Annotated in this window: 25 protein-coding genes and 1 pseudogene; 6 read left to right on the forward strand and 20 right to left on the reverse strand. The window is 52.4% G+C overall.

Annotated features, from left to right (window positions below; genetic code table 11):
* Window positions 1–22: 22 nt before the first annotated feature.
* The gene (nadB, locus tag ACFQ0F_RS05435) at window positions 23–1,615 is read left to right on the forward strand and encodes an L-aspartate oxidase (RefSeq protein WP_340676411.1); all 1,593 of its coding nucleotides are present in this window, start codon (window positions 23–25) and stop codon (window positions 1,613–1,615) included.
* 43 nt (window positions 1,616–1,658) lie between these two features.
* Here the strand turns inward: nadB and ACFQ0F_RS05440 are convergent.
* Together ACFQ0F_RS05440 and ACFQ0F_RS05445 are read right to left on the reverse strand one after the other, a co-directional pair.
* Window positions 1,659–2,132: pseudogene (locus ACFQ0F_RS05440) on the reverse strand (hypothetical protein); the annotation flags it as partial.
* On the reverse strand, window positions 2,029–2,292 hold the full coding sequence (locus ACFQ0F_RS05445; RefSeq protein WP_340676410.1) for an FAD assembly factor SdhE: 264 nt from the start codon (window positions 2,290–2,292) through the stop codon (window positions 2,029–2,031). The gene ACFQ0F_RS05445 and the pseudogene ACFQ0F_RS05440, both read right to left, overlap by 104 nt.
* Before the next feature lie 127 nt (window positions 2,293–2,419).
* Here ACFQ0F_RS05445 and ygfZ point away from each other — a divergent pair, with 127 nt between their 5' ends.
* Window positions 2,420–3,349, forward strand: coding sequence for a CAF17-like 4Fe-4S cluster assembly/insertion protein YgfZ (ygfZ, locus tag ACFQ0F_RS05450; protein ID WP_379069874.1), 930 nt, complete (start codon window positions 2,420–2,422; stop codon window positions 3,347–3,349).
* Between the two features lie 2 nt (window positions 3,350–3,351).
* Here the strand turns inward: ygfZ and ACFQ0F_RS05455 are convergent, their stop codons facing one another.
* The 7 genes from ACFQ0F_RS05455 to ACFQ0F_RS05485 all read right to left on the reverse strand — a co-directional run bounded on the left by ACFQ0F_RS05455 (window position 3,352) and on the right by ACFQ0F_RS05485 (window position 11,562).
* Window positions 3,352–4,449: an enoyl-CoA hydratase/isomerase family protein gene (locus ACFQ0F_RS05455; RefSeq protein WP_379069877.1), complete on the reverse strand. Its 1,098-nt coding sequence runs from the start codon at window positions 4,447–4,449 to the stop codon at window positions 3,352–3,354.
* A 13-nt stretch (window positions 4,450–4,462) separates the two neighbouring features.
* Window positions 4,463–5,134, reverse strand: a complete 672-nt coding sequence (gene ung / locus ACFQ0F_RS05460) for a uracil-DNA glycosylase (RefSeq protein WP_340676407.1) — start codon at window positions 5,132–5,134, stop codon at window positions 4,463–4,465.
* Window positions 5,128–5,799: a TetR/AcrR family transcriptional regulator gene (locus tag ACFQ0F_RS05465; RefSeq protein WP_379069880.1), complete on the reverse strand. Its 672-nt coding sequence runs from the start codon at window positions 5,797–5,799 to the stop codon at window positions 5,128–5,130. The genes ung and ACFQ0F_RS05465 overlap by 7 nt, the downstream gene beginning before the upstream one ends.
* An 81-nt stretch (window positions 5,800–5,880) precedes the next feature.
* Window positions 5,881–7,014 carry an OmpA family protein gene (locus ACFQ0F_RS05470; RefSeq protein WP_379069883.1) on the reverse strand — a complete coding sequence of 378 codons (1,134 nt, stop codon included), beginning with the start codon at window positions 7,012–7,014 and terminating at the stop codon, window positions 5,881–5,883.
* A gap of 117 nt (window positions 7,015–7,131) precedes the next feature.
* Window positions 7,132–7,947 (reverse strand): MerR family transcriptional regulator, encoded by an 816-nt coding sequence (locus ACFQ0F_RS05475; RefSeq protein WP_340676404.1) that lies wholly within the window; start codon window positions 7,945–7,947, stop codon window positions 7,132–7,134.
* Between the two features lie 160 nt (window positions 7,948–8,107).
* Window positions 8,108–10,282 (reverse strand): 3-hydroxyacyl-CoA dehydrogenase NAD-binding domain-containing protein, encoded by a 2,175-nt coding sequence (locus ACFQ0F_RS05480; protein ID WP_379069886.1) that lies wholly within the window; start codon window positions 10,280–10,282, stop codon window positions 8,108–8,110.
* Between the two features lie 68 nt (window positions 10,283–10,350).
* Complete coding sequence (locus ACFQ0F_RS05485; RefSeq protein WP_340676402.1) at window positions 10,351–11,562, reverse strand: acetyl-CoA C-acetyltransferase; 1,212 nt, start codon at window positions 11,560–11,562, stop codon at window positions 10,351–10,353.
* Between the two features lie 206 nt (window positions 11,563–11,768).
* Here ACFQ0F_RS05485 and ACFQ0F_RS05490 point away from each other — a divergent pair, with 206 nt between their 5' ends.
* Window positions 11,769–12,077, forward strand: coding sequence for a DUF962 domain-containing protein (locus ACFQ0F_RS05490; protein ID WP_340676401.1), 309 nt, complete (start codon window positions 11,769–11,771; stop codon window positions 12,075–12,077).
* On the opposite strand, the gene nqrM is transcribed toward ACFQ0F_RS05490, so the two are convergent.
* The 10 genes from nqrM to yaaA all read right to left on the reverse strand — a co-directional run bounded on the left by nqrM (window position 12,074) and on the right by yaaA (window position 21,868).
* The gene (gene nqrM / locus ACFQ0F_RS05495; protein WP_340676400.1) at window positions 12,074–12,310 is read right to left on the reverse strand and encodes a (Na+)-NQR maturation NqrM; all 237 of its coding nucleotides are present in this window, start codon (window positions 12,308–12,310) and stop codon (window positions 12,074–12,076) included. The two genes, ACFQ0F_RS05490 and nqrM, sit on opposite strands and share 4 nt — an antisense overlap.
* A complete protein-coding gene (locus ACFQ0F_RS05500; protein ID WP_379069891.1) occupies window positions 12,311–13,417 on the reverse strand; it encodes an FAD:protein FMN transferase in 1,107 nt (368 codons plus the stop codon).
* 1 nt (window position 13,418) lies between these two features.
* Window positions 13,419–14,657 (reverse strand): NADH:ubiquinone reductase (Na(+)-transporting) subunit F, encoded by a 1,239-nt coding sequence (gene nqrF / locus ACFQ0F_RS05505; protein ID WP_340676398.1) that lies wholly within the window; start codon window positions 14,655–14,657, stop codon window positions 13,419–13,421.
* Between the two features lie 12 nt (window positions 14,658–14,669).
* Complete coding sequence (nqrE, locus tag ACFQ0F_RS05510; protein ID WP_340676505.1) at window positions 14,670–15,287, reverse strand: NADH:ubiquinone reductase (Na(+)-transporting) subunit E; 618 nt, start codon at window positions 15,285–15,287, stop codon at window positions 14,670–14,672.
* A gap of 18 nt (window positions 15,288–15,305) precedes the next feature.
* The gene (locus ACFQ0F_RS05515) at window positions 15,306–15,977 is read right to left on the reverse strand and encodes an NADH:ubiquinone reductase (Na(+)-transporting) subunit D (RefSeq protein WP_379069894.1); all 672 of its coding nucleotides are present in this window, start codon (window positions 15,975–15,977) and stop codon (window positions 15,306–15,308) included.
* A gap of 2 nt (window positions 15,978–15,979) precedes the next feature.
* On the reverse strand, window positions 15,980–16,765 hold the full coding sequence (locus ACFQ0F_RS05520) for a Na(+)-translocating NADH-quinone reductase subunit C (RefSeq protein ID WP_340676396.1): 786 nt from the start codon (window positions 16,763–16,765) through the stop codon (window positions 15,980–15,982).
* Entirely contained in the window at window positions 16,758–18,023 is a 1,266-nt protein-coding gene (locus tag ACFQ0F_RS05525; RefSeq protein WP_379069897.1) for an NADH:ubiquinone reductase (Na(+)-transporting) subunit B, read from the reverse strand. Before ACFQ0F_RS05525 ends, ACFQ0F_RS05520 begins: the two co-directional genes overlap by 8 nt.
* Before the next feature lie 3 nt (window positions 18,024–18,026).
* A complete protein-coding gene (locus ACFQ0F_RS05530) occupies window positions 18,027–19,361 on the reverse strand; it encodes a Na(+)-translocating NADH-quinone reductase subunit A (protein WP_379069900.1) in 1,335 nt (444 codons plus the stop codon).
* A 142-nt stretch (window positions 19,362–19,503) separates the two neighbouring features.
* Window positions 19,504–20,958: a glyceraldehyde-3-phosphate dehydrogenase gene (locus ACFQ0F_RS05535; protein ID WP_340676393.1), complete on the reverse strand. Its 1,455-nt coding sequence runs from the start codon at window positions 20,956–20,958 to the stop codon at window positions 19,504–19,506.
* Between the two features lie 115 nt (window positions 20,959–21,073).
* Window positions 21,074–21,868: a peroxide stress protein YaaA gene (gene yaaA / locus ACFQ0F_RS05540; protein ID WP_340676392.1), complete on the reverse strand. Its 795-nt coding sequence runs from the start codon at window positions 21,866–21,868 to the stop codon at window positions 21,074–21,076.
* A gap of 107 nt (window positions 21,869–21,975) precedes the next feature.
* Here yaaA and ACFQ0F_RS05545 point away from each other — a divergent pair, with 107 nt between their 5' ends.
* Both ACFQ0F_RS05545 and ACFQ0F_RS05550 read left to right on the forward strand, forming a co-directional pair.
* Window positions 21,976–22,845 (forward strand): MBL fold metallo-hydrolase, encoded by an 870-nt coding sequence (locus ACFQ0F_RS05545; protein WP_379069905.1) that lies wholly within the window; start codon window positions 21,976–21,978, stop codon window positions 22,843–22,845.
* 38 nt (window positions 22,846–22,883) lie between these two features.
* Window positions 22,884–24,239 (forward strand): ABC1 kinase family protein, encoded by a 1,356-nt coding sequence (locus ACFQ0F_RS05550; RefSeq protein WP_379069908.1) that lies wholly within the window; start codon window positions 22,884–22,886, stop codon window positions 24,237–24,239.
* Window positions 24,240–24,248: 9 nt separating this feature from the next.
* Here ACFQ0F_RS05550 and ACFQ0F_RS05555 read toward each other — a convergent pair whose 3' ends face one another.
* The gene (locus ACFQ0F_RS05555; protein ID WP_379069911.1) at window positions 24,249–24,755 is read right to left on the reverse strand and encodes a hypothetical protein; all 507 of its coding nucleotides are present in this window, start codon (window positions 24,753–24,755) and stop codon (window positions 24,249–24,251) included.
* A 175-nt stretch (window positions 24,756–24,930) separates the two neighbouring features.
* Between ACFQ0F_RS05555 and ACFQ0F_RS05560 the strand changes: the two genes are divergently transcribed.
* Window positions 24,931–26,088 carry an acyl-CoA dehydrogenase family protein gene (locus tag ACFQ0F_RS05560; RefSeq protein ID WP_379069914.1) on the forward strand — a complete coding sequence of 386 codons (1,158 nt, stop codon included), beginning with the start codon at window positions 24,931–24,933 and terminating at the stop codon, window positions 26,086–26,088.
* Window positions 26,089–26,156 lie beyond the last annotated feature (68 nt).

Here is a 26,156-nt window from a genome sequence, read left to right on the forward strand (position 1 = left end):
ACTTTTTTTCAGCGACTAAGCCATGGCAACCTCTTTTTCCTATGACGTACTTATCATTGGTGGTGGAGCCGCCGGCTTAACATTGGCGCTCAATCTTGACTCGTCATTGCGCATTGCCATGATTTCCAAAGCCGCGCTCACCGAAGCTAGCACCTATTATGCCCAAGGCGGCGTGGCAGCCGCAGTCGATGCCTCTGACTCCGTCGACAGCCACGTGAGCGACACCTTGATCGCTGGTGCAGACCTTTGCCATGAAGATGTCGTCACCCATACCGTCGAGCACGGCCCTGAAGCCATTGAGTGGCTAATCGAACAAGGTGTGAAGTTCACCCTCGATGAAAGCGATCATCTGCATTTAACGCGCGAAGGTGGACATTCTCATCGCCGCATTATCCATGCCGCCGACACCACCGGCCGAGCGATTTCGAAAACCTTAGTTGAGTGCGTACAGGCGCGTTCGAATATTCATCTGTTGGAATCGCGCATTGCCGTCGACTTAATTATCAATGGCAGCGCTGAGCAAGCCCACGCGGCTGGCGCCTATGTGCTGAATAAAGACAGCGGCGAAGTCGAAACCTACAACGCTCGCTTTGTTGCTCTCGCCACTGGCGGCGCTAGCAAGGCCTATCAATACACTTGCAACCCCGATGTTGCCACCGGCGACGGCATCGCCATGGCTTGGCGCGCCGGTTGCCGTGTCGCCAATATGGAATTCAACCAATTCCATCCGACCAGCCTTTACCACCCCAGCGCAAAAAACTTCTTAATTACCGAAGCTATGCGCGGCGAAGGTGCGATATTAAGACTGCCTGATGGTGAGCGCTTTATGACGCGCTTCGATGAACGCGCCGAACTGGCACCACGCGATATCGTCGCACGCGCAATTGATTTTGAAATGAAGCGCCTCGGCCTACGCCATGTCTGGCTCGACATCACTCATAAAGACCCAGAGTTTGTTACCAGCCATTTTCCTAATATCTACAACACCTGCTTAGCGCAGGGCATCGACATCACTAAAGATTGGATCCCAGTGGTACCGACCGCGCACTTCACTTGCGGCGGCGTCATGGTCGACCTGCATAGCGAAACCGATATCGCGCATTTGTTTGCCATTGGCGAGACCTCATTTACTGGCCTGCATGGCGCTAACCGCATGGCCAGTAACTCACTTTTAGAATGCTTCGTTTTTGCCATGTCAGCCGCAAAGCGCATTCATGCCTTACTCGACACGCCACTGCCTAAAACTAGCCCCGCTTGGGATGCTAGCCAAGTTCGCAACCCCGATGAAGACGTAGTGATTTTGCACAACTGGGATGAGCTGCGCCGCTTTATGTGGGACTACGTGGGCATTGTCCGCACCACCAAGCGCCTAGAGCGCGCCCTGCACCGAGTCGAGCTGCTGCAAAATGAGATCAACGAGTACTACAGCAATTACCGCGTGTCCTCGAACTTACTCGAGCTGCGCAACTTGGTTATGGTGTCTGAGCTGATGATTCGCAGCTCCTTGGCCCGTCGCGAGTCGCGCGGCCTGCATTACACCTTGGATTATCCTGAGCGCTTGGCACAGGCTGAAGATACGATCTTGGTACCTGACGCCGCCGCCACAAGACATTAACCCTTAAGCGCCGCCATTGCGTGGTACTGAGTTGGTCTGACCAAATGGCAAGTCGCCAGTGCTTGCGCTTTTTTTCTGCTGCGGGATGAGTACTAGAAGTCTCAAGCGCATCATCGGCGCGTTGACGAAAACTTAGGCAGAGCAAGCCCGGCCAATCGCGTACAGGGCCATCAAGTTCGGCTAAATAAATCTCGCCGAGCTCATCGGTTAAGCGCCAGCCATTGGCAGTTTTCTGCAACACGCTGATAGGTGCGCTAGTGCTGGCGCGGCGTAGCAGTAAAATCGCCTGCCCGACAAATACTGCATAAGCCGGCAAGAGGTACTGCAACGGCACGAAACCCGCCCAAGGAGCCAGCGCCACGGCGACGAGCATTAGCCAGCGAAAGTAGCCCTCGCGCCGCGAAGGCAGGAGCTCACAAGGTGTGCGCCAACTTAGCCAAGATGGTGGCAATGAGCTGGCGATATTCGGCATCATCAGGCACTGTGTATTGCATAAACCAGGCGAGGAGATCGACATCCTCTTCAGCCAAGATGCGCTGAAATACTTGCTGATCGCTAATGGGCGCATCACGATAATGCTCCTCCATATACGGCTCAAAGATCACATCTAATTCTTTTAAGCCGCGCCGACACTGCCAATGCAATCGGCGCTCTTCTTCAGTAAATGGCCGCGTCATGGAAAACCTCTGCAAACTGGCGTATAAGCGCGGCATTATATAAGCCTAAGAGATAGCAACGCGACGGCTAAAATGCCAATGCCCGCGTAACATTTTTTATTTTGATAGCTTACGGAGTGCTTCGATCATGACCATCGCCTGCCCCACGCTCGATCAGCGCCATGCCATTGCTAATGCGCGCGCCAGTGCCAATCTCTCAGTGCCGCTGGCATGGGCCGCTCTAACACTCACCGGTGCCGATGCGCTAACCTTTTTGCAGGGTCAATTATCCTGCGATATGAAATTAGTCACGGCAGAGCAAGCCAGCCTTGGCTGCTTACTCAACCTGAAAGGCCGCATTGAAGCGAGTGTCGTGGTGGTCAGCATTGATGGCGGCTATGCGCTGCTGATGCCGCAGGCACAAATCGCCGCAGTGAAAGCACGCTTGGCTAAGTACGGCGCATTTTCGAAAGTGAGTATTGCTCAGGGCACGCAAGAAATTGTCGGCTTAATGGGTGCTGAAGCGCTGCCCAAAGCATTGGCTGAAACATCATATGCAACGTTAATTGAAGCCGACGCTCACTATGTTCGTCTGCCAGGTCTCACGCGTGCACTTAAAATTAGCGAGGCTGCTGCCTTAGCTGTGAATGCTGATGCTTCAGCTTTAGCCGCATGGCAGGCCGAAGCCGTTGCTAGCGGTGAGGTCACCATTGACCAAGCGCTAGTCGATCAATGGCAGCCGCAAGAGCTCGACTATCACAGTCTGAATGGCGTCAGTTATCAAAAAGGCTGCTATATGGGCCAAGAAATTGTGGCTAGACTGTACTTTCGTGGCCAACTGAAAACCGGCCTGTGCTGGTTGCGCGCGCCATGGTCAGAGGCTGTCGATGCCTCCTTAGATTGGCCAATCATGGCTGATGATAAGGCTGTGGGCCGAGTTATTGCGCTGGCTTGGCCAGATGAACAGAAGCTGTGGCTGTTGGCCAGCGTGCGCTTAGTCGCAGAAAATCTGCAGTGGCATCTGCCCAATGGCGACGTCGTGGCTTTAACGCGCCACGACTTCATTCGCCAAGCTTAAGGCTACAAATCCGCCAATGGATGCGTCATGCCCTCTGGCAGAGCGTAATGCTCTGCAATAAAGCTGACGCTGACCTCGGCCAAAGTTGCTGGCTGCCATCGCGGCGATAAGTCTTTATCGACCAAAAGCGCGCGCACACCCTCAGGGAAATCAGCGTGAAAAGCGCATTGCGTTGAGATAATCCATTCTTGGCGGAAAACATCGGCCAAGCTCATGGTTTTGCTCTCATGCCACTGTTTCCAAACCAACGCTGCACTAGTCGGTGAGCCTCTACGGTAAGTTTTAATCGCCTTCGCTAGCCATGCATCATCAGGCAGCTCTTGCGTGCGCCAGACGACGTCTAGGGCGCTCAAATCATCATGCGCACATAAGGCCTCAATAGCCTCTGCCCGTGGCTCAACCTGCGCCTCAGGCAGCTCTGTGAGCGCTAAGTTACCTAGCACGGCATCAATGCCATTCTGTAGTTCGCTGCTGCCTATCGCTTGTAAGTCATCTAACAACGCCTGCCATTGGCTAGATGCCACTGCGTGCGTAGCCATGCCAAGATATAACGCATCGGCAGCGTTGAGTTGGCTAGCGCCTAAACCCAAAAATAGACCAATGCGCCCACTTAAGCGCGAAAGGAAATAGCTGCCGCCAACATCTGGATATAGGCCAATACCAATCTCTGGCATCGCCAAACGTGAAGTTTCCGTCACCACGCGATAACACGCGCCAGCAAATAAGCCAATGCCACCGCCCATTACCACACCCGTGCCCCACACTAGCAATGGCTTGGCGTATTGATGGATCAGATAATCCAAACGGTATTCACGCGCGAAAAACTCCGCCGGAGCAAGTGGGTCACCCTCGCCCGTACGCGCCGCTTGCGTCAAATCGCGAACATCGCCACCAGCGCAAAATGCACGCTCGCCACGACCACGCAAAATCACCATGGCGACCTGCTCATCGGCTGCCCATTGCTCAAGCTGCGGCAATAAAGCCTCAACCATGGCCAGCGTTAAAGCATTCAGGCTGCGCTCACTATCTAATGTAGCGACACCGATTTGACGGCCATTGACCATTGCTAAAGTTTCAAATGCTACTGGGGATGTCGTCATAACAACTCCTTATTTATGCCCAATGAATGGCTGAGCTTTTGTGAGCTCGTAAAAATGTATTGGTTTGTGAGAAATGTCGGCAGCCAAACCAGCCGCCGCGATTTGCGGCTAATGGCGAGGGATGCGCCGCCGTTAATACATGATGGCGTTGGCGATCGATTAAGCGGCCTTTGCGCTGGGCATAGGCGCCCCATAGTAAAAACACGATGCCCTCGCGCTGATCATTGAGCGCGCTAATGGCCGCATCAGTGAACTTCTCCCAGCCTTGCTTTTGATGTGATGCAGCCTCGCCTGCGCGCACTGTCAGCACGCTATTGAGTAGCAACACACCCTGCTCAGCCCAGCGCGATAAATCACCTGAATCTGGTGCAGAAACATTTAAATCCGAGCTTATTTCTCGGAAGATATTTCGCAGTGACGGAGGAAGAGTCTGCCCTTCCGGCACAGAAAAACTCAGACCTTGAGCTTGGCCATCGCCGTGATAGGGGTCTTGGCCAATAATCACCACGCGCACATCGGCAAATAACGTGGCCTGAAAAGCGGCAAAACGTAATTGGTTAGGCGGGTAAATTTGCTGGCCAGCTTCGCGCTCAGCCTCTAGAAACAGCTGCAACTGCTGCATATAAGGCTGATCAAACTCCACACCTAAGTGTGCCTGCCAGCAAGTCGGCAGAGCCGCTACCATAAGCCATGCACTTGATACGCCAAGGCCTCACGTATCCAACCGTCACGATGACTTGCTGAGCTGTGAATCAAGCCCTCGTATTCAATTCGGCGCACCGTTGCTAATAAGGACTTTGCCGCCTGCTCTTGATTGGACAGGCTAACGCGCGCCAGGCAAGGCTGCAGTAACTTAAGCCACTCCAATGCCATATGCCGTACTGCCGCTTGCAGCTCATCATCGTGCAATGCGGCATACCAAAATGCGTACTCCATGACTAAATGTTCGCGATGCTCATTCAGCCTTAGCTCAATAAACTCTGCTGCGAGATCAATCAAAATCGCTTCAAGTGCATCCCGGTCAGCATCATCTGGTAGCGCAGCCATTTGCTCATAGGCCCGCTGCCAAAATGGCCGAGTAAATTGCGCCAACGACTCTTCAGCAAAAAGCTGAAACGACTGGATAAGCAGCTCTTGGATATCTTTGAAGTAATACGTCGTGGAGGCCAGTGGCACGCCTGCTGCTTTGGCCACCGCACGATGCTTAACACCGCGCACGCCATCGGCCAATACAACCTGCCAAGTGGCACGTAAAATGGTGGTGCGGCGCTCTTCACCGCGCGCTTGGCGATGTACTGCCACCGGCTCGGGCACGTCAGAATTATCTGTTGCAGTCTGTGATGTAGTCATAGCGCGCTAAAGTATAAGAACTTGCACGCAGAAACAAGAAAGGGCCCCGAAGGACCCTTTCTTATTTTGCGAGTGACACCCTTACTTTTGGATGCGGAACTCTACACGGCGGTTCAGCTCACGGCCGGACTCATTGTCGTTGCTAGCAACTGGGCGAGTTTCGCCGTAGCCAACTGCTTGCAGACGGTTAGCTTCGATACCATAGCCAACTAAGTAATCACGCACTTCATTGGCACGATCACGTGACAATTTCAGGTTGTAAGAATCGCTACCGCGGCTGTCGGTGTGACCAGCAACAGTGATGCGAGCGGAGCTATCTGAGCGCAAGAATGCAACGGCATTTTCCATCAAGCGCTGAGCGTTTGTAGTCAAACGAGCAGAGTCAAATTCAAACGTGATATCGCGCATCACCAAGGTTTGCTCAACAACGCAGCCATTGCCATCAACTTTAGCGCCAGCAGGTGTGTTAGGGCACTTATCGGAAGAATTGATCACGCCATCGCCATCGTCATCAACACTAACTGGCTCAGGAGCCACTTCTTGAATAACAACGCGCTCAACTGGCACTTCTTTGATAACAATCTTCTCAACTGGCACTTCTTTGATAACAACTTCTGGTTCGCGGTTGCCAATGGCCATTTCAAGACCTAGGCCAGCGCGGTAATCGATTTTGCCGTCTGTGCTAGTGCTGCCTTCGCTGTAATCGTCATACACAGCGCGCAATTCGCCACGAAGACGCAGTGCATCTAGGCCAAATAGGCTTTTGGTAAAACCAGCACCAACGTTGACGTATGGGGTAATTTTGTCGCGGCCTGGCACGTCGTTATAAACGCCACCAATACCTGCCAACAGGTAAGGAGTGAACTCAGAGCGTTGGCCAAAGGCGTATTGAAGATCAACACCTAAGCCAGTTTGATAGTAATCAGTACCATTACTGGTACCTGTTTCGATGGTGTCACCGAAGAACTGACCTTCAACCCACAAGTTGTCTGTTAAGCGCTGACCAACACCTGCTTGATAACCGAAGCTGTCGCCGGACTTTTTCGTGTTTGTGCGATCTTTGTCTGCGCTGAGGTAGAAGCCACCAAAGTAGACGTAATTATCGTAAGAGCTGCCTGTTTCTTCTTCAGCAGCAAAGGCAGTGCCTGTCGCAGCCAAAACGGCGGCGGCAATCGCACCACGCACAAGATATGCAGATTTAAACGATGTAGTCATGGCGAATCCTCATGGAAAATCAGGTAAATACAAAATTCTGGCGCAAGATTAGCCGAAACTCATCACGCGGTATACATACGGTTTACAACATAACAACAAAAAACCCAAGGTCATTGGTCAGCCTTTTCGTTTCTCGCTATCTTTCAATGTGGCGAGTAAGGCATCCATACGCTCGCCTAAATAGCGTTGCGTGGCTTTTTCCATGGCGGCAGAAACTTCTGCTGCTACAGCCATGTCGGCGATTGGCCGCAATCGCCAAATCACATCAGCCATATGCGGTATTTCGCTGGCTGCGGGCATGGCTTTATTACCTTGCGGCTCAAAGACATGACGCACCACAAGCTGCAGTAAAGCGTTGGCGACCTGCTCCACATTGGCGCGCACGCCGGCCAAAATATCTAGCAAGTCCATCAAAGGCACGCCTAGTTTAGCCAACTCAACACCGGCATTAAATAGGCGAGGACTGGGCACTTTAAAGCGTGGCCCATCGATCATGATGAGTTTTAAGCTGGCTGCTTTGGCTAGCGCTTCTGGGCTCATTTGGCGAGGGAAAAACGCCATTAACTCGCTAAGCTCGTAATACGCCGGCACATCTTCAGACCATGGCGAGGTGATTGCCTGCTCTAGGCCTAGCAGCTGGCGTAGATCATGACCTTTTTCCCATGCGTCGATCAGCTCGGCAATATTGCCGAGGCTATAGCCTCGAGCTAATAAAGGGCCAATTACACGTAGTCGTGCTAAATGCGCATCGCTGTAAATACCGGTGCGGCCGCGAATCTCAGGCGGTGGAATCAAGCCTTTGTCTTGATACGCGCGAACATTACGCACGGTCATACCAGCCGTCTGCGATAGCTCATCGATAGTGAATTCGCGTGCTGGGGCAATGACTGGGATTGCCTCACTTAATGATGTTGTCTTCTGCGAATCGGTCATCGGCCTCTGCTCAGCGGGCAAGTCGTCTTGTTATTCAAGTGTCCTAGCTTACGCCAAAGCCATCGCGCGGACAAAGAAAAAGACCCGAGCTTTGAAGGCACCGGGTCTTTTTCATTCAGCGTGAATGCTCAAACTTCACACTTTTAACACCGCGAGTAAATTACTCGAATGTTTTGCCGCTAGCGGCCATGTCGCGCAGCAATTGCGGTGGTGTAAAGCGCTCGCCAAACTTGGCCGCAAACGCATCTGCACGCTCAACAAACTCAGCCACACCAACGTAGTTGATGTACTGCAACACGCCACCAGTCCATGGCGCCATGCCGATACCGAACACCGAGCCGATGTTAGCGTCAGCAACTGATGTCAATACACCTTCTTCGAAGCAGCGAGCCGACTCAATGGCTTGGCGATAGAGTAGACGTGCTTGCAGCTCTTCGAACTCAACGTCACCAATGGCGATTTTGTCTGCCTTAGTGAAGTGCTCAACCAAGCCTGGCCAGATAACTTTTTTGCCGCCTTCTGGGTAGTCGTAGAAGCCTTTACCGGCTTTCTTACCGAAGCGGCCGAACTCATCCATCATGCGATCGTTAATCGGATCGGCCGGATGATCTGGCAATGTTTTGCCCTCTTCCGCCAAGTCTTTGATGGTCTGAGTGCGCACTTTGCGACCTAGGTCCAAGCTGACTTCATCGGTGATGGCCAAAGGACCAACAGGCATGCCGGCTTGTGCAGCGGCTTGCTCGATGCTGATTGGGTGATAGCCTTCGCCGAGCATGGCGATACCTTCCATGATGAAAGTACCGAACACGCGTGAGGTGAAGAAGCCGCGTGAGTCATTAACCACGATTGGTGTTTTGCGAATTTGCAGAACGAAATCGAAGGCTTTGGCCAAAGCGGCATCGGAAGTTTCATCACCACGGATGATTTCCACCAATGGCATTTTGTCGACCGGCGAGAAGAAGTGCAGACCAATATAATTGGCTGGCTTTTTCGAGGCTTTCGCCAAACCGGTGATGGGCAATGTTGAGGTGTTCGAGCACATCAGGAAGTCAGGCAGCGCATTGGCTTCGGCCAACTCAGTAGCCTTGGCTTTGATGGCACGATCTTCAAACACAGCTTCAACGACGATGTCGCAGCCGGCGAGATCGGTGTGGCTATCGGTGGTGCTGATCAAGGCTAGTGTTGCTGCTGCTTTCTCGGCAGTCATACGGCCTTTGCTAACACGTTTGTCGAGCAAACCCTTGGTGTAGGCTTTGCCGCGCTCAGCCGCTTCCGAAGTTTGGTCTAACAACACCACTTCAATGCCGACCATTGCTGAAACATAAGCAATGCCCTGACCCATCATGCCAGCGCCCAAAATACCGACTTTCTTGGCCTTCCAGACAGGATAAGTTTCTTTGCTTGGACGTGAACCGCCACCATTGATCTTCTGTAAGTCGAAGAAGAAGGCTTTGATCTGGTTCTTCGCTTGTTTGCCAGTAGCGAGCTTGATGAAATAACGCGACTCAATTTTCAGAGCGTTGTCAAAATCAACTTGTGCGCCTTCAACCACGGCCGACATGATGGCTTTCGGGGCTGGGTAGTTAGCATTTTTGGTTTGCTTACGCAGGTTTGCTGGGAAGGCAGGTAAGTTCATTGCCAAAGCAGGCGTTGAAGGCGTACCGCCGGGCATTTTGTAGCCCGATTTGTCCCAAGGCTGTTGCGCACTTGGATTAGCTTTAATCCAGGCACGTGCTTTTGCCAGCATGTCATCGGCATCGCTTGCCAACTCATCGATCAGGCCAGTCGATTGAGCTTTCTCAGCCTTCATGCGTGGACCTTGCATGAGCACGCTCATTAAGGCGTTTTGGATGCCAAGCATGCGTGTGACGCGTGTTAGACCACCGCCACCAGGCAATAGGCCTAGCGATACTTCTGGCAAGCCGAACTCTGCTTTAGTGCCACCGATCGCTACGCGATGGTGACATGCCAAAGCGATTTCTAAACCGCCGCCCAATGCTGTGCCGTTCATTGCTGCGACAACAGGCTTACCTAAAGTTTCTAGGCCGCGTAGTTGACGATGCATTTCTTTCAACTCAGCCGCAAGCTTGGGCGCATCAGCTGGTGTGGCTTGAATTAGAAGGCGTAAGTCACCGCCGGCGAAAAAGGTTTTTTTCGCTGAAGTTAAAATAACGCCAGCGATGTCGGCTTTCTCAGCGATCAGGCGATCGACAGCTTCACCCATGGATTTTTGGTACAGGGCGTTCATGGTGTTGGCCGACTGGTTAGGGTCGTCCATGGTCAAGATGACAATATTGTCGGCATCTTTTTCCCAGCGAATGGAGCTCTGGCTCATAATCGTTCTCTCAATAATGTGTGGCGGGCCGGCTAAATATCGGCGCGCTAAAAGTCATAGACCGTGGATTACACGCGCTCGATGATGGTGGCAATACCCATGCCGCCGCCGACGCAAAGCGTGGCCAAGCCGCGCTTCAGACCACGACGCTCCAGCTCATCTAGCAAAGTGCTAACGATCATGCAGCCGGTTGCACCCAGTGGGTGACCCATGGCAATCGCGCCGCCATTGACGTTGGTGATGTCGTGCGAAATGTCCATGTCTTTCATAAAGCGCATGGCAACGGCCGCGAAAGCTTCGTTGATTTCCCACAGATCGATGTCTGCAGCCGTTAAGCCAGCTTTCGCCAAGGCTTTGCGTGCAGCTGGTGCTGGACCAGTAAGCATAATGGTGGGGTCGGCGCCGCTAACCGCTGTTGCGATAATGCGTGCACGTGGAGTCAAACCAAGCTTTTTGCCAGTGGCTTCGTTGCCAATGAGCATGAGGGCTGCGCCATCGACAATGCCTGATGAATTGGCTGCAGTGTGCACGTGATCGATTTTTTCGACCCAGTGGTACTTCTGCAATGCCACGGCGTTGAAGCCGCCCATTTCGCCCATCATCATGAATGATGGTTGCAGGCCGGCCAGTTTCTCTACTGTGGAGTCAGGCTTGATGAACTCATCTTCGACCAAAATATCGAGGCCGTTCATGTCTTTAACTGGCACTACGGAGCCTTTAAAATAGCCCTTTGCACGAGCATTCGCCGCACGCTTTTGTGATTCGACAGCAAATGTGTCGATATCAGTACGGCTAAAGCCTTCGAGTGTGGCGATCAAGTCGGCGCCAATGCCCTGTGGCACGAAACCAGTTTCTAAGTTGATCGCTGGATCCATCGCCCAGGCGCCGCCATCAGAACCCATGGGGATGCGTGACATGCACTCAACACCGCCAACGACGACTAGATCTTCAAAGCCCGAGCGCACTTTCATCGCACCGATGTTTACTGCTTCAAGACCTGAAGCACAGAAACGATTGAGCTGTACGCCGGCTGTTTCGTGCGGCCAATGTGCGGCCAATGCTGATGTTTTTGCAACGTCGGCACCTTGATCGCCAACGGGTGTTACGCAACCGAGCACTACGTCATCGACATAGTTTACAAATTCGGCGCCGTTACGGGCTTCCAAGGCTTTCATCAAACCAACGACTAGGTCGACTGGCTTGGTCGTGTGTAATGAACCGTCTTTCTTACCTTTGCCACGCGGAGTGCGTACGGCATCAAAAATCAGGGCTTCCGTCATGGTGGAATGTCCTCGTTGTATGAAAAAAAACACCCAATGACTTCATAGTCATTGGCGTGATACCGACTGTCGGACGCTTTGGACTTGCATGCAATGACGGAAGACGACATTTTCGCTGACGAAAACAGTCATCGCAGGCTTATTTGGCTTGGCAAGGCAAGTTGCGTGGGTTACAACAGCGTTAGTAATCAACGAGGAGATGGAACATGAGTGAGGCACGGTTCACTAGCTTTCGCGAGTTTTATCCGTTTTATTTACAAGAACATAGCAATAAGACTTGCCGCCGCCTGCACTTTATTGGCACATCGCTAGTGCTTGCTTTGCTGGTTGCAGTGCTGATTACTGGCAATTGGGTATGGCTTTGGGCATTTCCAGTGATTGGCTATGGCTTTGCCTGGGTCGGCCACTACGTTTACGAGAAAAATCGCCCCGCGACTTTTAAGTATCCGTTCTACAGCTTTATGGGCGACTTCGTGATGTACAAGGATATTTGGCTAGGCCGGCTGAGCATTTAGCGCGCCGGACGGCCTAGCTCAGCAGCAGTCTTAGTGATAGTGCGCGCGGCGGGCTCAGTCTCACACAGAGCAGGGTTATCGCCGCATATTGGGCACTCGCCATCGCGCATGCCCAAACGGTTTAAGCCGCCACACGAGCCCTTAATGGGTTCGCGACCGCCCATCACGCCAACGGCCATACCGACCACAACCAGCACAATAACGACAAAACTAATCAAAAATAAGCTCAACATTTATTCGTCTCCAGTGCCACTCGCGACCGGCAAATACTCTTTGAATGCTGCCGAGTGGCGAGCAACAAAACTGTCACCCTTGCGCTCAATAACATAGATTGCTAAACCTAAAGTGTCAGCGACTGACAGAGCAACATCGGGTGCCAATACATTAAGCGCAGTGGCCCAAGCATCAGCCAAAGTGGCATCGGTGGCCACTGGCGAAATCACCGTTACTGACACACCGCTATGGGTAATTGGCTTACCTGTACGGGCATCAATAGTGTGCGAGTAGCGCACGCTATTACGCTCGAAAAAGTTGCGATAAGAGCCCGAAGTCGACAGCGAACCATCACCTAAAGTAACCAGCTGCTCAGCATTACCGCTGCCATCGGGGCGCTCAATGGCAATGCGCCAAGCCGAGCCATCTGCGCGCTGACCACGGGCTTTGAGCGTACCAGCAACACTGATCAGGTAATCACTTATGCCAAGCTCTTGCAAGGCGGCGCTGAGTTCATCGACAGCAGCACCCTCACCTACCGATGATAAATCGATACTGACGGCTTTGAGCTTTTGCGCGCGATTAAGCTTGCTCTCAAGCTGCACAAACTGCCAACCAACATTGGCTCTAGCTTGGGCAATGGCTGCATCTGACGGCACAGTCGTTGCTTTACCTGCCGCACCGAAACCCCAGAGGTTCACTAAAGGCGCAACCGTAATATCGTAGGCATTAGCTGCCGCTGAAAGCGATGTCATCTGCGCGCTAACTTGCAGCGCACGGCTTAGCGCATGCTGCAAAGGTGGGCTGATATCGTGCCAGCTGCCAACGCTGGCACGGTTAAAACGCATAAGCTCAGTTGTTGGCTGATAAGTCGAAAGCACATCATTGACCGCATCTAAGCGCTTTTGCAAAGCAGCTTGAAGTTGCTCATTGCTCATGTTCGCCGGTAATGCCGCTAAGCTGACCTGCCAGGCCATTGAGCGATAAGCAACGCCAGAGACACGAATGGTCGATGCCATGGCCTCTTTAACACTCGATTCTGGCGCAGCTGCCGGCTGGCAAGCAGCCAACGTCATGCTGAGCGCAAGGCTCATCCCAATAAATAGCGCGCGATGAGCCTGCTGCACATTAACCTCCGAAGTCGTCGAGCAAGATATTTTCTCGATCGACACCTAAGTCTTCGAGCATTTTGATCACGGCGGCGTTCATCATGGGTGGGCCACACATGTAAAATTCGCAATCTTCTGGCGCTGGATGATCCTTCAGGTAGTTCTCAAGCAAGACCTGATGGATAAAGCCTGAATACCCTGTCCAGTTATCTTCTGGCTGTGGTTCAGAAAGAGCCAAATGCCATTCGAAATTGGGGTTTTCTGCCGCCAGCTTGTCGTATTCATCGACATAGAATGTTTCACGTAAGGAGCGCGCACCATACCAGAAGCTAATTTTACGCTGGCTGTTTAAGCGCTTAAGTTGATCAAATAAATGCGAGCGCATCGGCGCCATGCCGGCACCGCCACCAATAAAGATCATCTCAGCTTCGGTTTTCTTCGCGTAGAACTCGCCGAACGGCCCAAATACAGTGATTTTATCGCCAGGTTTGCGTGAGAACACATAGGACGACATTTTACCTGCAGGGATTTCATCGAGCTGGCGCAATGGCGGCGTAGCAATTCGAATATTGAACTTCAGAACGCCTTTCTCATCGGGGTAGTTCGCCATCGAGTAAGCGCGAATGGTCGTGTCTTCGACTTTCGACTTCACTTTAAGCAGACCAAATTTCTCCCAATCAGCGCGGTACTCATCAGAAATATCCATGTCGCTATAGTTGCATTCGTAAGGTGGGATTTCTAACTGCACATAGCCACCGGCGCGGAAGTTTACATCCTCACCTTCAGGCAGTTTCAGCACTAACTCTTTGATAAATGTTGCTACGTTATCGTTAGAAACAACTTCACATTCCCAGCGCTTAACACCGAAGAAAGCTTCGTCGAGCTCAATTTCCATATCTTGCTTGATTTGTAACTGGCAGCCCAAGCGCCAGCCTTCTTTAATCTCGCCTTTGGTAAAATGTGGCTCTTCTGTTGGCAAAATATCGCCACCGCCAGACTTCACGCGCACGCGACACTGGCCACAAGTGCCACCACCGCCGCAGGCTGAGGATAAGAAAATCTTCTGATCCGCCAATGCCTGTAAAAGCTTGTTGCCGCTATTAACCTCTAAGCGCTTTTCAGGGTCTTCATTAATGTCGATAGACACTGCGCCGGTCGATACCAAGCGCGAGCGCGCAGCCAAAATAAATAGCACCAGCAGCAAGACTGTGCCGGTGAACATCACCATCGAGAGGACAATGACCATTGGTGTGGACATAATGCTGCCTCCTTAAAGTTGAATGCCGGAGAAGGACATAAAGCCAAGAGCCATTAGTCCTACCGAGATGAAGGTGATGCCAAGGCCTTGCATGCCGCCGGGCACATCGCTGTATTTGAGCTTTTCGCGAATTGCCGCCAATAGCACAATGGCCAACGCCCATGACACGCCCGAGCCAACACCATAAACCACCGATTCCGGTAGGTTATAGTCACGCTCTTGCATGAACAAAGAGCCACCTAAAATGGCGCAGTTCACTGTAATCAATGGCAGATAAATGCCAAGCGCGTTGTACAGCGCCGGCAGATATTTATCGCACGCCATCTCAATGACCTGAACCATGGCAGCGATCGTGCAGATATACGTGAGCAGCGATAAGAAGCTCAAATCAATAGCACTGGCGCCTTCTAGACCTGTCCACTGCAGCCCGCCTTCTTTCAGAAAGTACTGCCACATCAAGTTGTTGACTGGCACAGTGATGGTTTGCACCACCACCACAGCCATGCCTAAAGAGAACGCTGTAGTAACTTTTTTCGATATCGCTAAAAAAGTACACATGCCCAGGAAAAATGCCAGCGCCATGTTCTCAATGAACACTGCACGCACAAACAGACTAAGGTAATGCTCCAACATAATCTCTCTCCTACCTTAGTGTGTCGGCGTCGCGCGCGTATTGGGCGCGATACGGAATTCGGTGCTTTCTTGTTGCTCAGTTTTCCAGGAGCGCAGCGCCCAGATGATCAAGCCGATCAAGAAAAATGCCGATGGCGGCAGTAATAGCAAGCCATTGGGGACATACCAGCCACCATTGCTTACTGTTGGCAGCACGGTGAGACCGAAGAATGTGCCTGAGCCCAAAACTTCACGAATCAAGGCCACCAGCATGAGTAGCGCGGAATAGCCTAGACCGTTACCTATGCCGTCGATAAAGCTCAACGTGGGTGGGTTTTTCATGGCGAAGGCTTCTAGGCGACCCATGACGATGCAGTTGGTGATAATCAAACCAACAAACACCGACATTTGCTTGGCAATGCCGGGAGCAAAGGCGCGCAAAACTTGATCCACAATAATCACCAAGGTCGCAACAATCACCATCTGCACAATAATGCGAATGGAGTTTGGAATGACACTGCGGATCATCGAGACAAAAAGGCTAGAAAACGCGGCCACTGCCGTTAGACCAATCGACATCGCTAAAGCGGTGTTCATATTGGAAGTAACTGCTAGCGCCGAGCAGATGCCCAACACCTGAAAAATCACCGGGTTGGTATTGAGGATAGGGCCTAATAAAATCGATTTGACCGGGACTTGATCGGACATGATTACACTCCTGACTCGCGGACTTTACTTAGGAACGCTTTAAAACCTAAGTCGCCCATCCAAAATTCCACCATATTGCTAACGCCATTACTGGTCAGCGTGGCACCAGACAAAGCATCAATTTGGTACTCAGCACCTGGCTTGGCGGGATCTACTCCGCCTTTTTTCAGATGTAAGCGTGGTTGCCCTTCAGGCCCATAAACATGCTTGCCGACCCATTGAGCCTGCCACTTCGGATTATCAATTTCGCCGCCAAGGCCCGGTGTTTCGGCTTGATCAGTAAAGGTAATGCCTGCAACCGTATTGGCGTCTTTTTCAAGCACCAAATAGCCATACATAGTCGACCACAGGCCATAGCCTGAGACTGGTAGTATTAAACGCTGAAGCTGGCCTTGCTCATCACGCAGCACATAGACGTCGGCTTTTTCAGCACGACGCTTAATATCTGCCACATCTTGCTCACCGACTAACTGCATTGAGCTTTCAGGCTGCTTAGTTGCTTTGCGCTGGTCGTAGCGGTCATCGAGCTCAATACGACTGTAGGCGCCAGTATTCAGGTCGACTAGATAGCGCTCGAACTTTTTAAACTCCGTACCGACTTCGGCGGCATCGCCTTGACCCTCGGCCAAGACACCAGCAGCGGCCAAAATCTTGCGTTGCTTATCGAGCGCTTGGTTTTTAAGCTGGATGGGCTTGAGCAAGGTCACTGCTGCCGCTAGCGCCACCGAACAAACCACCGACAACACGATCGCGACGGTGATGGTTTTTAGCTGAGATTCATTAGCCATTGCGCGCGATCCTCCGCTTAATATTGGACTGCATTACAAAATAATCGATCAGCGGAGCGGTCAAATTAGCAAACAGAATCGCCAACATCATGCCCTCGGGATAGGCCGGGTTGACGATGCGAATCAGTGCCACCATGACGCCAACGACAATGCCGAAAATCCAACGGCCCTTATGTGTCATTGCCGCCGATACCGGATCGGTAGCCATAAACACCATACCGAAAGCAAAGCCGCCGAGGACTAAATGCCAGTACCACGGCACGGCAAACATCGGGTTGGTATCGGAGCCAATAGCGTTAAATAGCGAGGTGGTGGCGATCATGCCGATCATTACACCGCCCATGATGCGGAATGAGGCAACTCGCGTGGCCAGCAAAATCGCCGCGCCAATAGCGATGCCCAAGGTCGACACTTCACCCATGGAGCCGGGGATATTGCCGATGAAAGCATCGATCCACGTAATAGCTTGCAAGCCGCCATCACCTACGCGCTGAATCGCCTCAATGCCCGCAGCTTTGGCTTGACCCAGTGCAGTAGCGCCAGTCCAACCATCGATAGCCTGCCCCCAAAGCGCTGGATTCACAGCAGTCCAGACGGTGTCGCCAGACATTTGCGCTGGATAAGCAAAGAACAAGAATGCGCGACCAGACAAGGCCGGGTTAACGAAGTTTTTGCCAGTGCCACCAAAGACTTCTTTGGCAATAACCACACCAAAGGTGATGCCGAGAGCAACTTGCCAGAGCGGTACAGTCGGCGGGCAAACCAGCGCAAACAGGATGGACGTAACGAAGAAACCCTCGTTGACTTCATGGCCACGCTTTTGCGCAAACAACACTTCCCAGAAGCCGCCGACAATGAATGTGGTCAGATAAATTGGCACAAAGAAAGTGGCGCCATAAATAAAGCAGTGCCAGAGATTGGTGGCATCGAAGCCCGCTAGCAGCGAGATCAACCAGACACGCCAAGCATCAACGGCCATATCAGGGGTGCCGCCAGGCACATTGCCAAGTACGGTTAATGACTGGTTGCCGATATTCCACATGCCGATGATCATGGCTGGGAATGTTGCCATCCACACCAAAATCATGATGCGCTTCAAGTCGATAGAGTCGCGCACGTGCGCTGCTGAATGGGTGACTTGCTTCGGGCTATAAAAGAAGGTGTCTACGGCCTCAAATAGCGCCGCCCAATTTTCGTGTTTGCCGCCTTTTTGGAAATCTGGCGCCATTTGTTCGAGTTTATTTTTTACCCAACTCACGGCTTAACCCTCCTTCTCAATGCGGGTCAAAACATCACGAAGGATGGGACCGTATTCGTATTTTCCTGGGCATGCATAGGTGCACAGCGCCAAGTCTTCTTCATCTAGCTCGAGAGCGCCAAGGGCGATAGCTTGGTCATCATCACCAACAATCAGACTACGTAAAAGCTGAGTTGGCAGAATATCCAAAGGCATTAGTGCCTCATAGGTGCCTACTGGCACCATGGCGCGCTCGGAGCCATTAGTACTCGTGGTGAAGGCAAATTCGCGTTTTAAGAACTTACCTAGGTACAAGTTCAGCACTGAGCTGCGGTGAGTGCCGGGGCGCACATAGTGCAGCAGCTCACGATCGTGGCCTTCTTCTAATGCAGACACTTGCAAGTGGTAGCGACCTAGGTAAGCCTCAGCCCCACGCACCTGACGACCCGACAATACCGAGCCCGAAATGCTACGGTTTTCGCCAGCAACGAGTTCGCCATCGAGCATCTCAGTGATGTTGGCACCAACGACGGTGCGAATTAGGCGCGGCTCTTTCACTACTGGCCCGGCAACAGCAATTACGCGCTGGCTATCGAGGCAACCCGTGACAAATAAACGGCCAATCGCCATCACATCTTGATAATTCAAATGCCAGGCTTGGCGTTGCGCTGATACTGGCGCAACGAAGTGCATATGCGTGCCGACTAGGCCTGCTGGGTGTGGACCACTGAAAGTTTCAGCACGGGCATTACCGGTGCTGAAAGTATCTGTCGGCGCTTTCGCAACAATGACTGGTGCGCCTAAGCGAGCCAACACCGCCAGACCATTAACAAAGGCAGGTTCATCTTCAGCGATGACCAGCGCTGGCTGTACGGCATGTGGGTTGGTATCCATGGCATTAACAAATAGCGCCGATGGCGTAGTGCCTGGCACTGGCACCTTGCTGAATGGTCGCGTGCGTAGCGCAGTCCATAAGCCGGAAACACGCAGCTGCTCGGTGACAGCTTCCGCGCTCAATGAGGACAAGGCATCAACACTGTGCGCCGTGAATTTTTCGACATCATCGATTGTTGGATCGATATCGATAACCAGTGATAAAAATACACGCCGAGCACCGCGGTTCACTGCGCGCACACGACCGCTGGCAGGGGCAGTAAATACGACCTGAGCGTTCTTTTTGTCACTGAAAAGAATTTGGCCACAACGAACGCTATCGCCTTCGGCGACTTGCATCGTGGGCTGTAAGCCAGGGTAGTCGGCACCAACAATGGCCACTGAGCGAACGGCAGGCGAACGGCTAATGGCTTGCTTGGGCGCTCCAGACAGAGGCAAGTCGAGGCCTCGTTTGATTTTAATCATGGTGGATTCCAGCGCGTCTAAGACTAATCTTCACCGTCACGCCTTGCGTGGCACGGTCCGATACTTATTGTTCTAAAGCAACAGGCGCAAGGCCTTATAAAACGCTGAGTGGAGGTATATGCCTCCACTCAGTCCGACTAGATTAACCTTCTAGCGGCAACGTTAGGTAGTGCGCGCCAGCAATTTGCTCGGCAATGCGCATGACCTGGCAGCTATAGCCCATCTCGTTGTCATACCAGACATAGAGATTGGCGTGGTTGCCGTTAACGATGGTGGCTTGGGCATCAAAAACACCGGCCGAACGTGAACCGATAAAGTCGGTCGAAACGACTTCGGTTGAGTTGGTGAAGTCGATTTGCTCTTGCAGGCTCGAATGCAGCGAGACATTGCGCAAGAACTCATTGAGCTCTTCGCGGCTTGCTGCTGTATCTAAGGTCAGGCTCAAAATAGCCATGGACACATTCGGTGTTGGTACGCGAATCGAATTGCCAGTGAGCTTGCCCAGCAACTCAGGCAAGGCTTTAGCAACGGCTTTCGCGGCACCAGTTTCGGTAATAACCATGTTCAATACTGCCGAACGACCACGACGATCCGCCGGGTGGTAGTTGTCGATCAGGTTTTGGTCATTAGTGAATGAGTGCACGGTTTCAACGTGACCAGACGAAATGCCGTACTGATCGTTCATCACTTTCAATATCGGTGTGATGGCGTTGGTAGTGCATGAAGCCGCAGACAAAATGGTGTCGGCATCAGTAATGCTGTCGCTGTTTACGCCATAAACGATGTTTTTGATGTCGCCTTTGGCTGGCGCGGTAAGAACCACGCGAGCAACGCCTGGGCATTTCAAGTGACGGCCAAGGCCTTCGCTGTCCTTTAACTTGCCAGTGTTATCAATGAGCAAGGCATTGTTGATGCCATAAGCTGCGTAATCGATATCTTCTGGGTTGCTGCCATAGATGACTTTAATGAAGTTGCCGTTGGCGATGATCGCTTCGTTTTCTTCATCGACCGAAATCGTGCCTTCGAATGGGCCGTGAATAGAATCACGGCGCAGCAAGGACGCACGTTTTTGTAGGTCGCCATCGGTAGTTTTACGCACCACGATGGCACGCAGACGCAGGCCGCCTTCGTTGCCGGCTTTCTCGATGAGCAAGCGCGCCAAAATACGACCGATACGGCCAAAGCCATAAAGCACGACATCGCGTGGCTCACCTAAGGACTTCAGGCCAACGCCTGGTGCAACGGCTTTCTCAACAAAGGCGCGCAGGTCTTGACCAGCGCCATGTTCGCGGAAGTCGATAGCGATTTTGCCAATATCAACTTGGCAGGCACCGAGACCAAGGCTTTTTACCATTTCCAAGATAGGGAAAGTGTCGACCACCGACAAATCGCCAGCAATCATGCGCACGCGACGGTGATACTTGAGGATTTGAATCACCGAGCGATTCACTAAAGCGCGACCAAATACCGTAACGATGACGTTGTTTTCACGGTGTAAATTACCAATCTGCGGAATCATCGATTCGGCAATGGCTTCACGGTTTTTCCAACGACCAAAATGGTCGGCTTGCAGTGCTTTAATGGTATCGACAGACACGATAGAGAACCTCACGGGGCATTTTAGATGGGGCGAAGTTTACGGTTTTACACCAGCTCCGACCAGTGTTGTCATACTTAGTGCGTCAAATGTGGATAAACGGTAGACAAAAGTCTTAGGCAGCGGCGTCTTTATCGGCCTCGGATCGAGTAAATACCGGCGACTCGGGCCGCGACAGCGCGGCATCGTAGCGATAGCCATCAATATCGAAATCTAGCAGTGCCTCAGGTGTACTAATGCGCTCTTGGATTAGCCACGCAGCCATTCGGCCACGAGCTTTTTTGGCAAAAAAGCTAATGATTTTGAATTGACCGTTTTTTTCATCACGAAATTGCGGCGTAATTAAGCGCCCCTGCAGCTTTTTCGGCTGGATGGCGCGAAAGTATTCCTGCGATGCCAGATTCACCAAAACTTCGTCGCCCTGCTCAGCTACGGCGGTGTTTACCGCCTCGGTGAGCTGATCGCCCCAAAACTCGTAGAGATTTTTGCCGCGAGGGTTATTCAAGTCAGTGCCCATTTCCAAGCGATATGGGCGCATATAGTCGAGCGGACGCAATAGGCCATAAAGCCCTGAAAGTATGCGCAAATGCTGCTGGGCCTGAATTAAGTCATCGGCGCTAAAGCGTGAGACATCAAGGCCGGTATAAACATCACCTTTGAAGGCAAATAACGCAGGGCGTGCTTCTGGCGCACTAAATAAAGGCTGCCATTCGTTGTAGCGCGCGACATTTAAGCTGGCGAGCTTGTCGGATAGGCTCATTAAGCTGGCGATTTCAGCGGGCGTTTTTTCTTTCAGCACATCGATAAGCTCGGCAGCTTCGCTAACGTATTGCGGCTGAGTCGGCGCGACAAAGGCTGGCAGTGGCGTTTCATAGTCCAAGGTTTTGGCCGGCGACACGATAATCAGCATGAGAGCTCCTACATAGCGAAATAGCATGGGCATAGTATAGTCACGCCCTCAACTCCAGCGGGCAATCGTACAAATGATTGTCTGCATTAGACAGTAAAGAGACGTTTATGGTTTTAGCCGACGCCACCACCCTGCCTATTATTGCCGATAGTCATCAACGCCTGAGTGCTCGCGTGTGGCGTATTACTGCGGCCAATCCAAGCATCATGACTGGGCCTGGCACCAATACTTATCTGCTGATTGGCCAAAGCTGCGTAGCCATGGTTGATCCAGGCCCTGCCGATGACGCGCATTTAACAGCCATGCTGGCAGCCATCGCCGAGGCCGGCTTGGCGCTGACGCATATCTTGCTCACCCACACGCATCGCGACCATTCGCCGGGCACGCAGGCGCTGGTCGCCGCTACTGGCGCGCGAGTGTGTGGCATGCCGCCTTTAGCCGAAGACCCCAGCCAAGATCGCGATACCGTGATTGAAGAGATTTGGGCCGACGGCTATCGCTTTCAGGAGCTGGGCTGGCCGCTAGAGGTCATCCATACGCCTGGGCATGTCGAAAATCATCTCTGCTTTCACTGCCCCGATGAGCAATGGGTGATTACTGGTGACCATATTATCCAAGGCTCAACCGTGGTCATCATTCCGCCACATGGCCGCCTTGGCGATTATGTTCGCTCACTGAATAAGCTTTTAGATCGCGGCATTGAGTACTTGCTACCTGGGCATGGCACCGTGATGGCCAATGCCGAAGCTGTAGTCGCAGGCACCGTAGCGCACCGCCTACAGCGCGAAAACAAAGTCATAGCTGCGCTGGCAAAACACCCGCCAGCCAGCCTCGCCGACTGGGTGCCCATTGTTTATGACGATGTCTCACCGCATTTGCACCCCATTGCGCGTTTCAGCCTCTGGGCGCACTTACTCAAGCTTGCTGAAGACGGCGTAGTCACAGAGATCGACGGCATTTGGCAGCAAGTGCGTTAAACTCGCGCGCATAAAGTAACCGCAAGGATCGTTAATTCATGGTCGATGATCGCCTAAAACGCTTAAAAACCGGTGCCTTTGAGCGCCGCTTTTCCATCGCTAAAGCCTCATTTGTCGCTGGCTCGCGCATGGCCGCCTCTGCCGCAGGCTCATTTTTCTCAGCACCTGAAAATCGCGCCTCTGCCCGCCGCCAAGCCTTAGCTGAACAGGCCGAATACCTCGTTGGCGAACTTGGCCAGCTCAAAGGCAGCGTGGTGAAAATTGGCCAAATGATGGCACTCTATGGCGAGCACTTTTTACCCGAAGAAATCACCTCTGCCCTGCACAAGCTCAATGACTCCACCGCCTCTTTGGAATGGGCGACTCTCGAACCCATCGTGCGTGAGCAACTCGGCGATCGTTTCGACGACTTAATCATTAACCCCGAACCATTAGGTGCTGCATCTTTAGCGCAAGTGCATCGCGCCAAACGTCGTAGCGATGGCGCAGAAATGGTGCTGAAAATTCAGTATCCCGGCGTTGCCGACGCCATCGATAGCGACTTAAACCTTGTCACCAGCATGCTCAAACTCACTCGCGCCGTGCCACAAACGCGCGAGTTTGAAGACTGGCTCGATGAAGTTCGGATGATGATGCATCGCGAGGTCAACTACCCGCTGGAAGCCGAAACCACGCAGTTATTCGGCGATTACCTAAAAGATGATCCGCGCTTTATCGTGCCGAAAATCTATCCCGAATACTGTGGCGACAAGCTCATTGTGATGTCGTTTGAAACCGGCGTACCAGTCAATAGCAGCATCGTGATGGCGCTGCCACAAGCTCGCCGCGATGCCATCTCGCTCGCCGCATTGGAAATTTGCTGCCGCGAAGTCTTCGTTTGGGGCCGACTACAAACCGATCCCAACTTCGGCAACTACTTAGTCAAATTGAGCGATGACGGCGAGCATGATCAAATCGTCCTGCTAGATTTTGGTGCCGTCCGCGACTTCCCTGAAGAGTTGCTGTCATTGGCGCGCAACCTAACCCGCGCCTGCTTTAATCGTGATCGCCAAGCCATGATGGCGGCCATGACGGGTTTCCGCTTCCTCGACAACTTACAGCCCAATGTCCGCGAAGGCTTTCTTGACCTAGCGCTACTGGCCTTCGAGCCTTTTGCAGCCAATGAGTTTGTGCCAGCTGAAATCCTCAACGCCGACGGCCATTATTGCTGGGCAAAAAGCATGTTGCATAAACGTGCGGCAACCCAAGCCGCGCGCTCAGCGGCAAGCCGCCACTTTAGCGTGCCGCCAAAAGAGTTTATGTTTTTGAGCCGCAAATTGATGGGCGCCTACACCTTTATGACGGTGATGAACGCCCAGCTTGATGGCCGTAGCCTACTAGCGAAATACCTCTAGCGAGTGCTGTTATAACAACGGCCACAAGGTTTTGCAGGCACCCACTGCCAAAACAGCCACACCAGCTATTTCAACCAGTGCCAAAACACCCATAAAGCTGTGAACCAACACGCCAGGCAAATGGCTCTTACCGAGCACATAGGGCTTGGCGAGTTGGTTGCGCGTGTCGTTTAGCCAGCCATGAATCATGTAAGTCACTACAGCGCTAGCAAAAAAGAATAGCGGCCCAGCGGTAGCCCACCAAGTAATCGTCGGCGAAAATGGACTCAATGTCGCCAAAGATGCTACCAAAAGTGCCGAAAACGAATACATCAGCGATGATCTATGCGCGATATCAACATAATACGGCGCGCGCGACTGAGGGCTCATCGCTATCGCTAAATACTTCCATAGGCCCGTCAACAAACCAGTCATAAGCAAGCCAGCAGCGGCCAATAGCGCCAAACTGATGCTACTCATTTGTAACTCTGCTTGAGCAAAGAGCTGGCTCAGCACTGGAAAATCTGTATTCAGCATGTCTTATTACCTTTATTTCGCAAAAAGTTTTGCAAAGCGTCATATTGCGCATTATGTTAGCGCGTGACTATCTAGTCGAACACTTCCTAGCAGCTATTTTTTTTCACTGACGACCGCGCTTAACCGCCAGCGTCACTTACCGCTAGCGAGCCTAACCTTTTTTGAGGACAGCATCATGCGCTTTACCGAAGAACACGAAGCTCTACGCCGCACAACACGCCAATTTGTCGAAAACAACATCAATCCACACGTTGATACTTGGGAAGAAGCAGGCCGCTTTCCTGCCCATGACTTATTCAAAAAAATGGGCGACCTCGGCCTACTTGGCGTGCACAAGCCTGTTGAGTTTGGCGGCTCTGGCCTCGACTACTCCTACAATATGGTCGTTGTTGAAGAGCTAGGCCGCATCGCCTGTGGCGGTATTCCTATGGCCATTGGCGTGCAAACCGACATGGCAACGCCAGCGATTGCGCGTTTTGGCTCAGACTACTTGAAAGATAAGTTTCTGCGCCCTGCCATTGCCGGCGAAATGGTGGCCGCGATTGCCGTCAGTGAAGTGCATGCCGGCTCTGATGTCGCCGCAATCAAAACTAAAGCGGTGAAAGATGGCGACGATTACGTCATCAATGGCAGCAAAATGTGGATCACCAACAGCTTACAAGCCGACTTCTTCTGCTTGCTCGCCAATACCAGCGATGATGGCCCTTACAACAACAAATCATTGATTGTTGTGCCATCAAAAACACCCGGCATCTCCTTCTCCAAGCCCATTGATAAACTAGGCCAGCGCAGCTCAGATACCGCTCAGGTTTTCTTTGATGACGTGCGCGTGCCACAGGCCAATTTGATCGGCACTGAAGGCATGGGCTTTATGATGCAAATGCTGCAGTTCCAAGAAGAGCGTATTTTCTGCGCCGCCAGCGCCCTAGGTGGTATGACCAAATGTGTTGAGCTCACCGTAGATTACGCACGCTCACGGATGATCTACGGCAAGCCCTTACTCGATCAGCAAGTAGTGCATTTTCGCTTAGCCGAGCTAATGACTGAGATCGAGGCACTTCGTGGCCTGACACATTCAGTCTGCGAACAACACATTGCTGGTGAGAACGTCACCATGCTCGCCTCAATGGCCAAGCTCAAAGCTGGTCGCCTGATGCGTGAAGTCACTGATAGCTGCTTACAATACTGGGGCGGCCAAGGCTTTACTTGGGATAACCCCATTGCGCGCGCCTACCGCGATGGCCGCCTAGGCTCGATCGGCGGCGGTGCCGATGAAGTCATGCTCGGCATTATTTGTAAAACTATGGGCACTCTACCCACCAAAAAACGCTAAGCCATTCGCATAAAAACTTGCGAGACCTGAGCTTCGCCGTTAACTTAGCCGCCACTTCAGGCGGCTTT

It is taken from the genome of Paraperlucidibaca wandonensis (assembly GCF_042677145.1).
GTDB classification, from domain to species: domain Bacteria; phylum Pseudomonadota; class Gammaproteobacteria; order Pseudomonadales; family Moraxellaceae; genus Perlucidibaca; species Perlucidibaca wandonensis.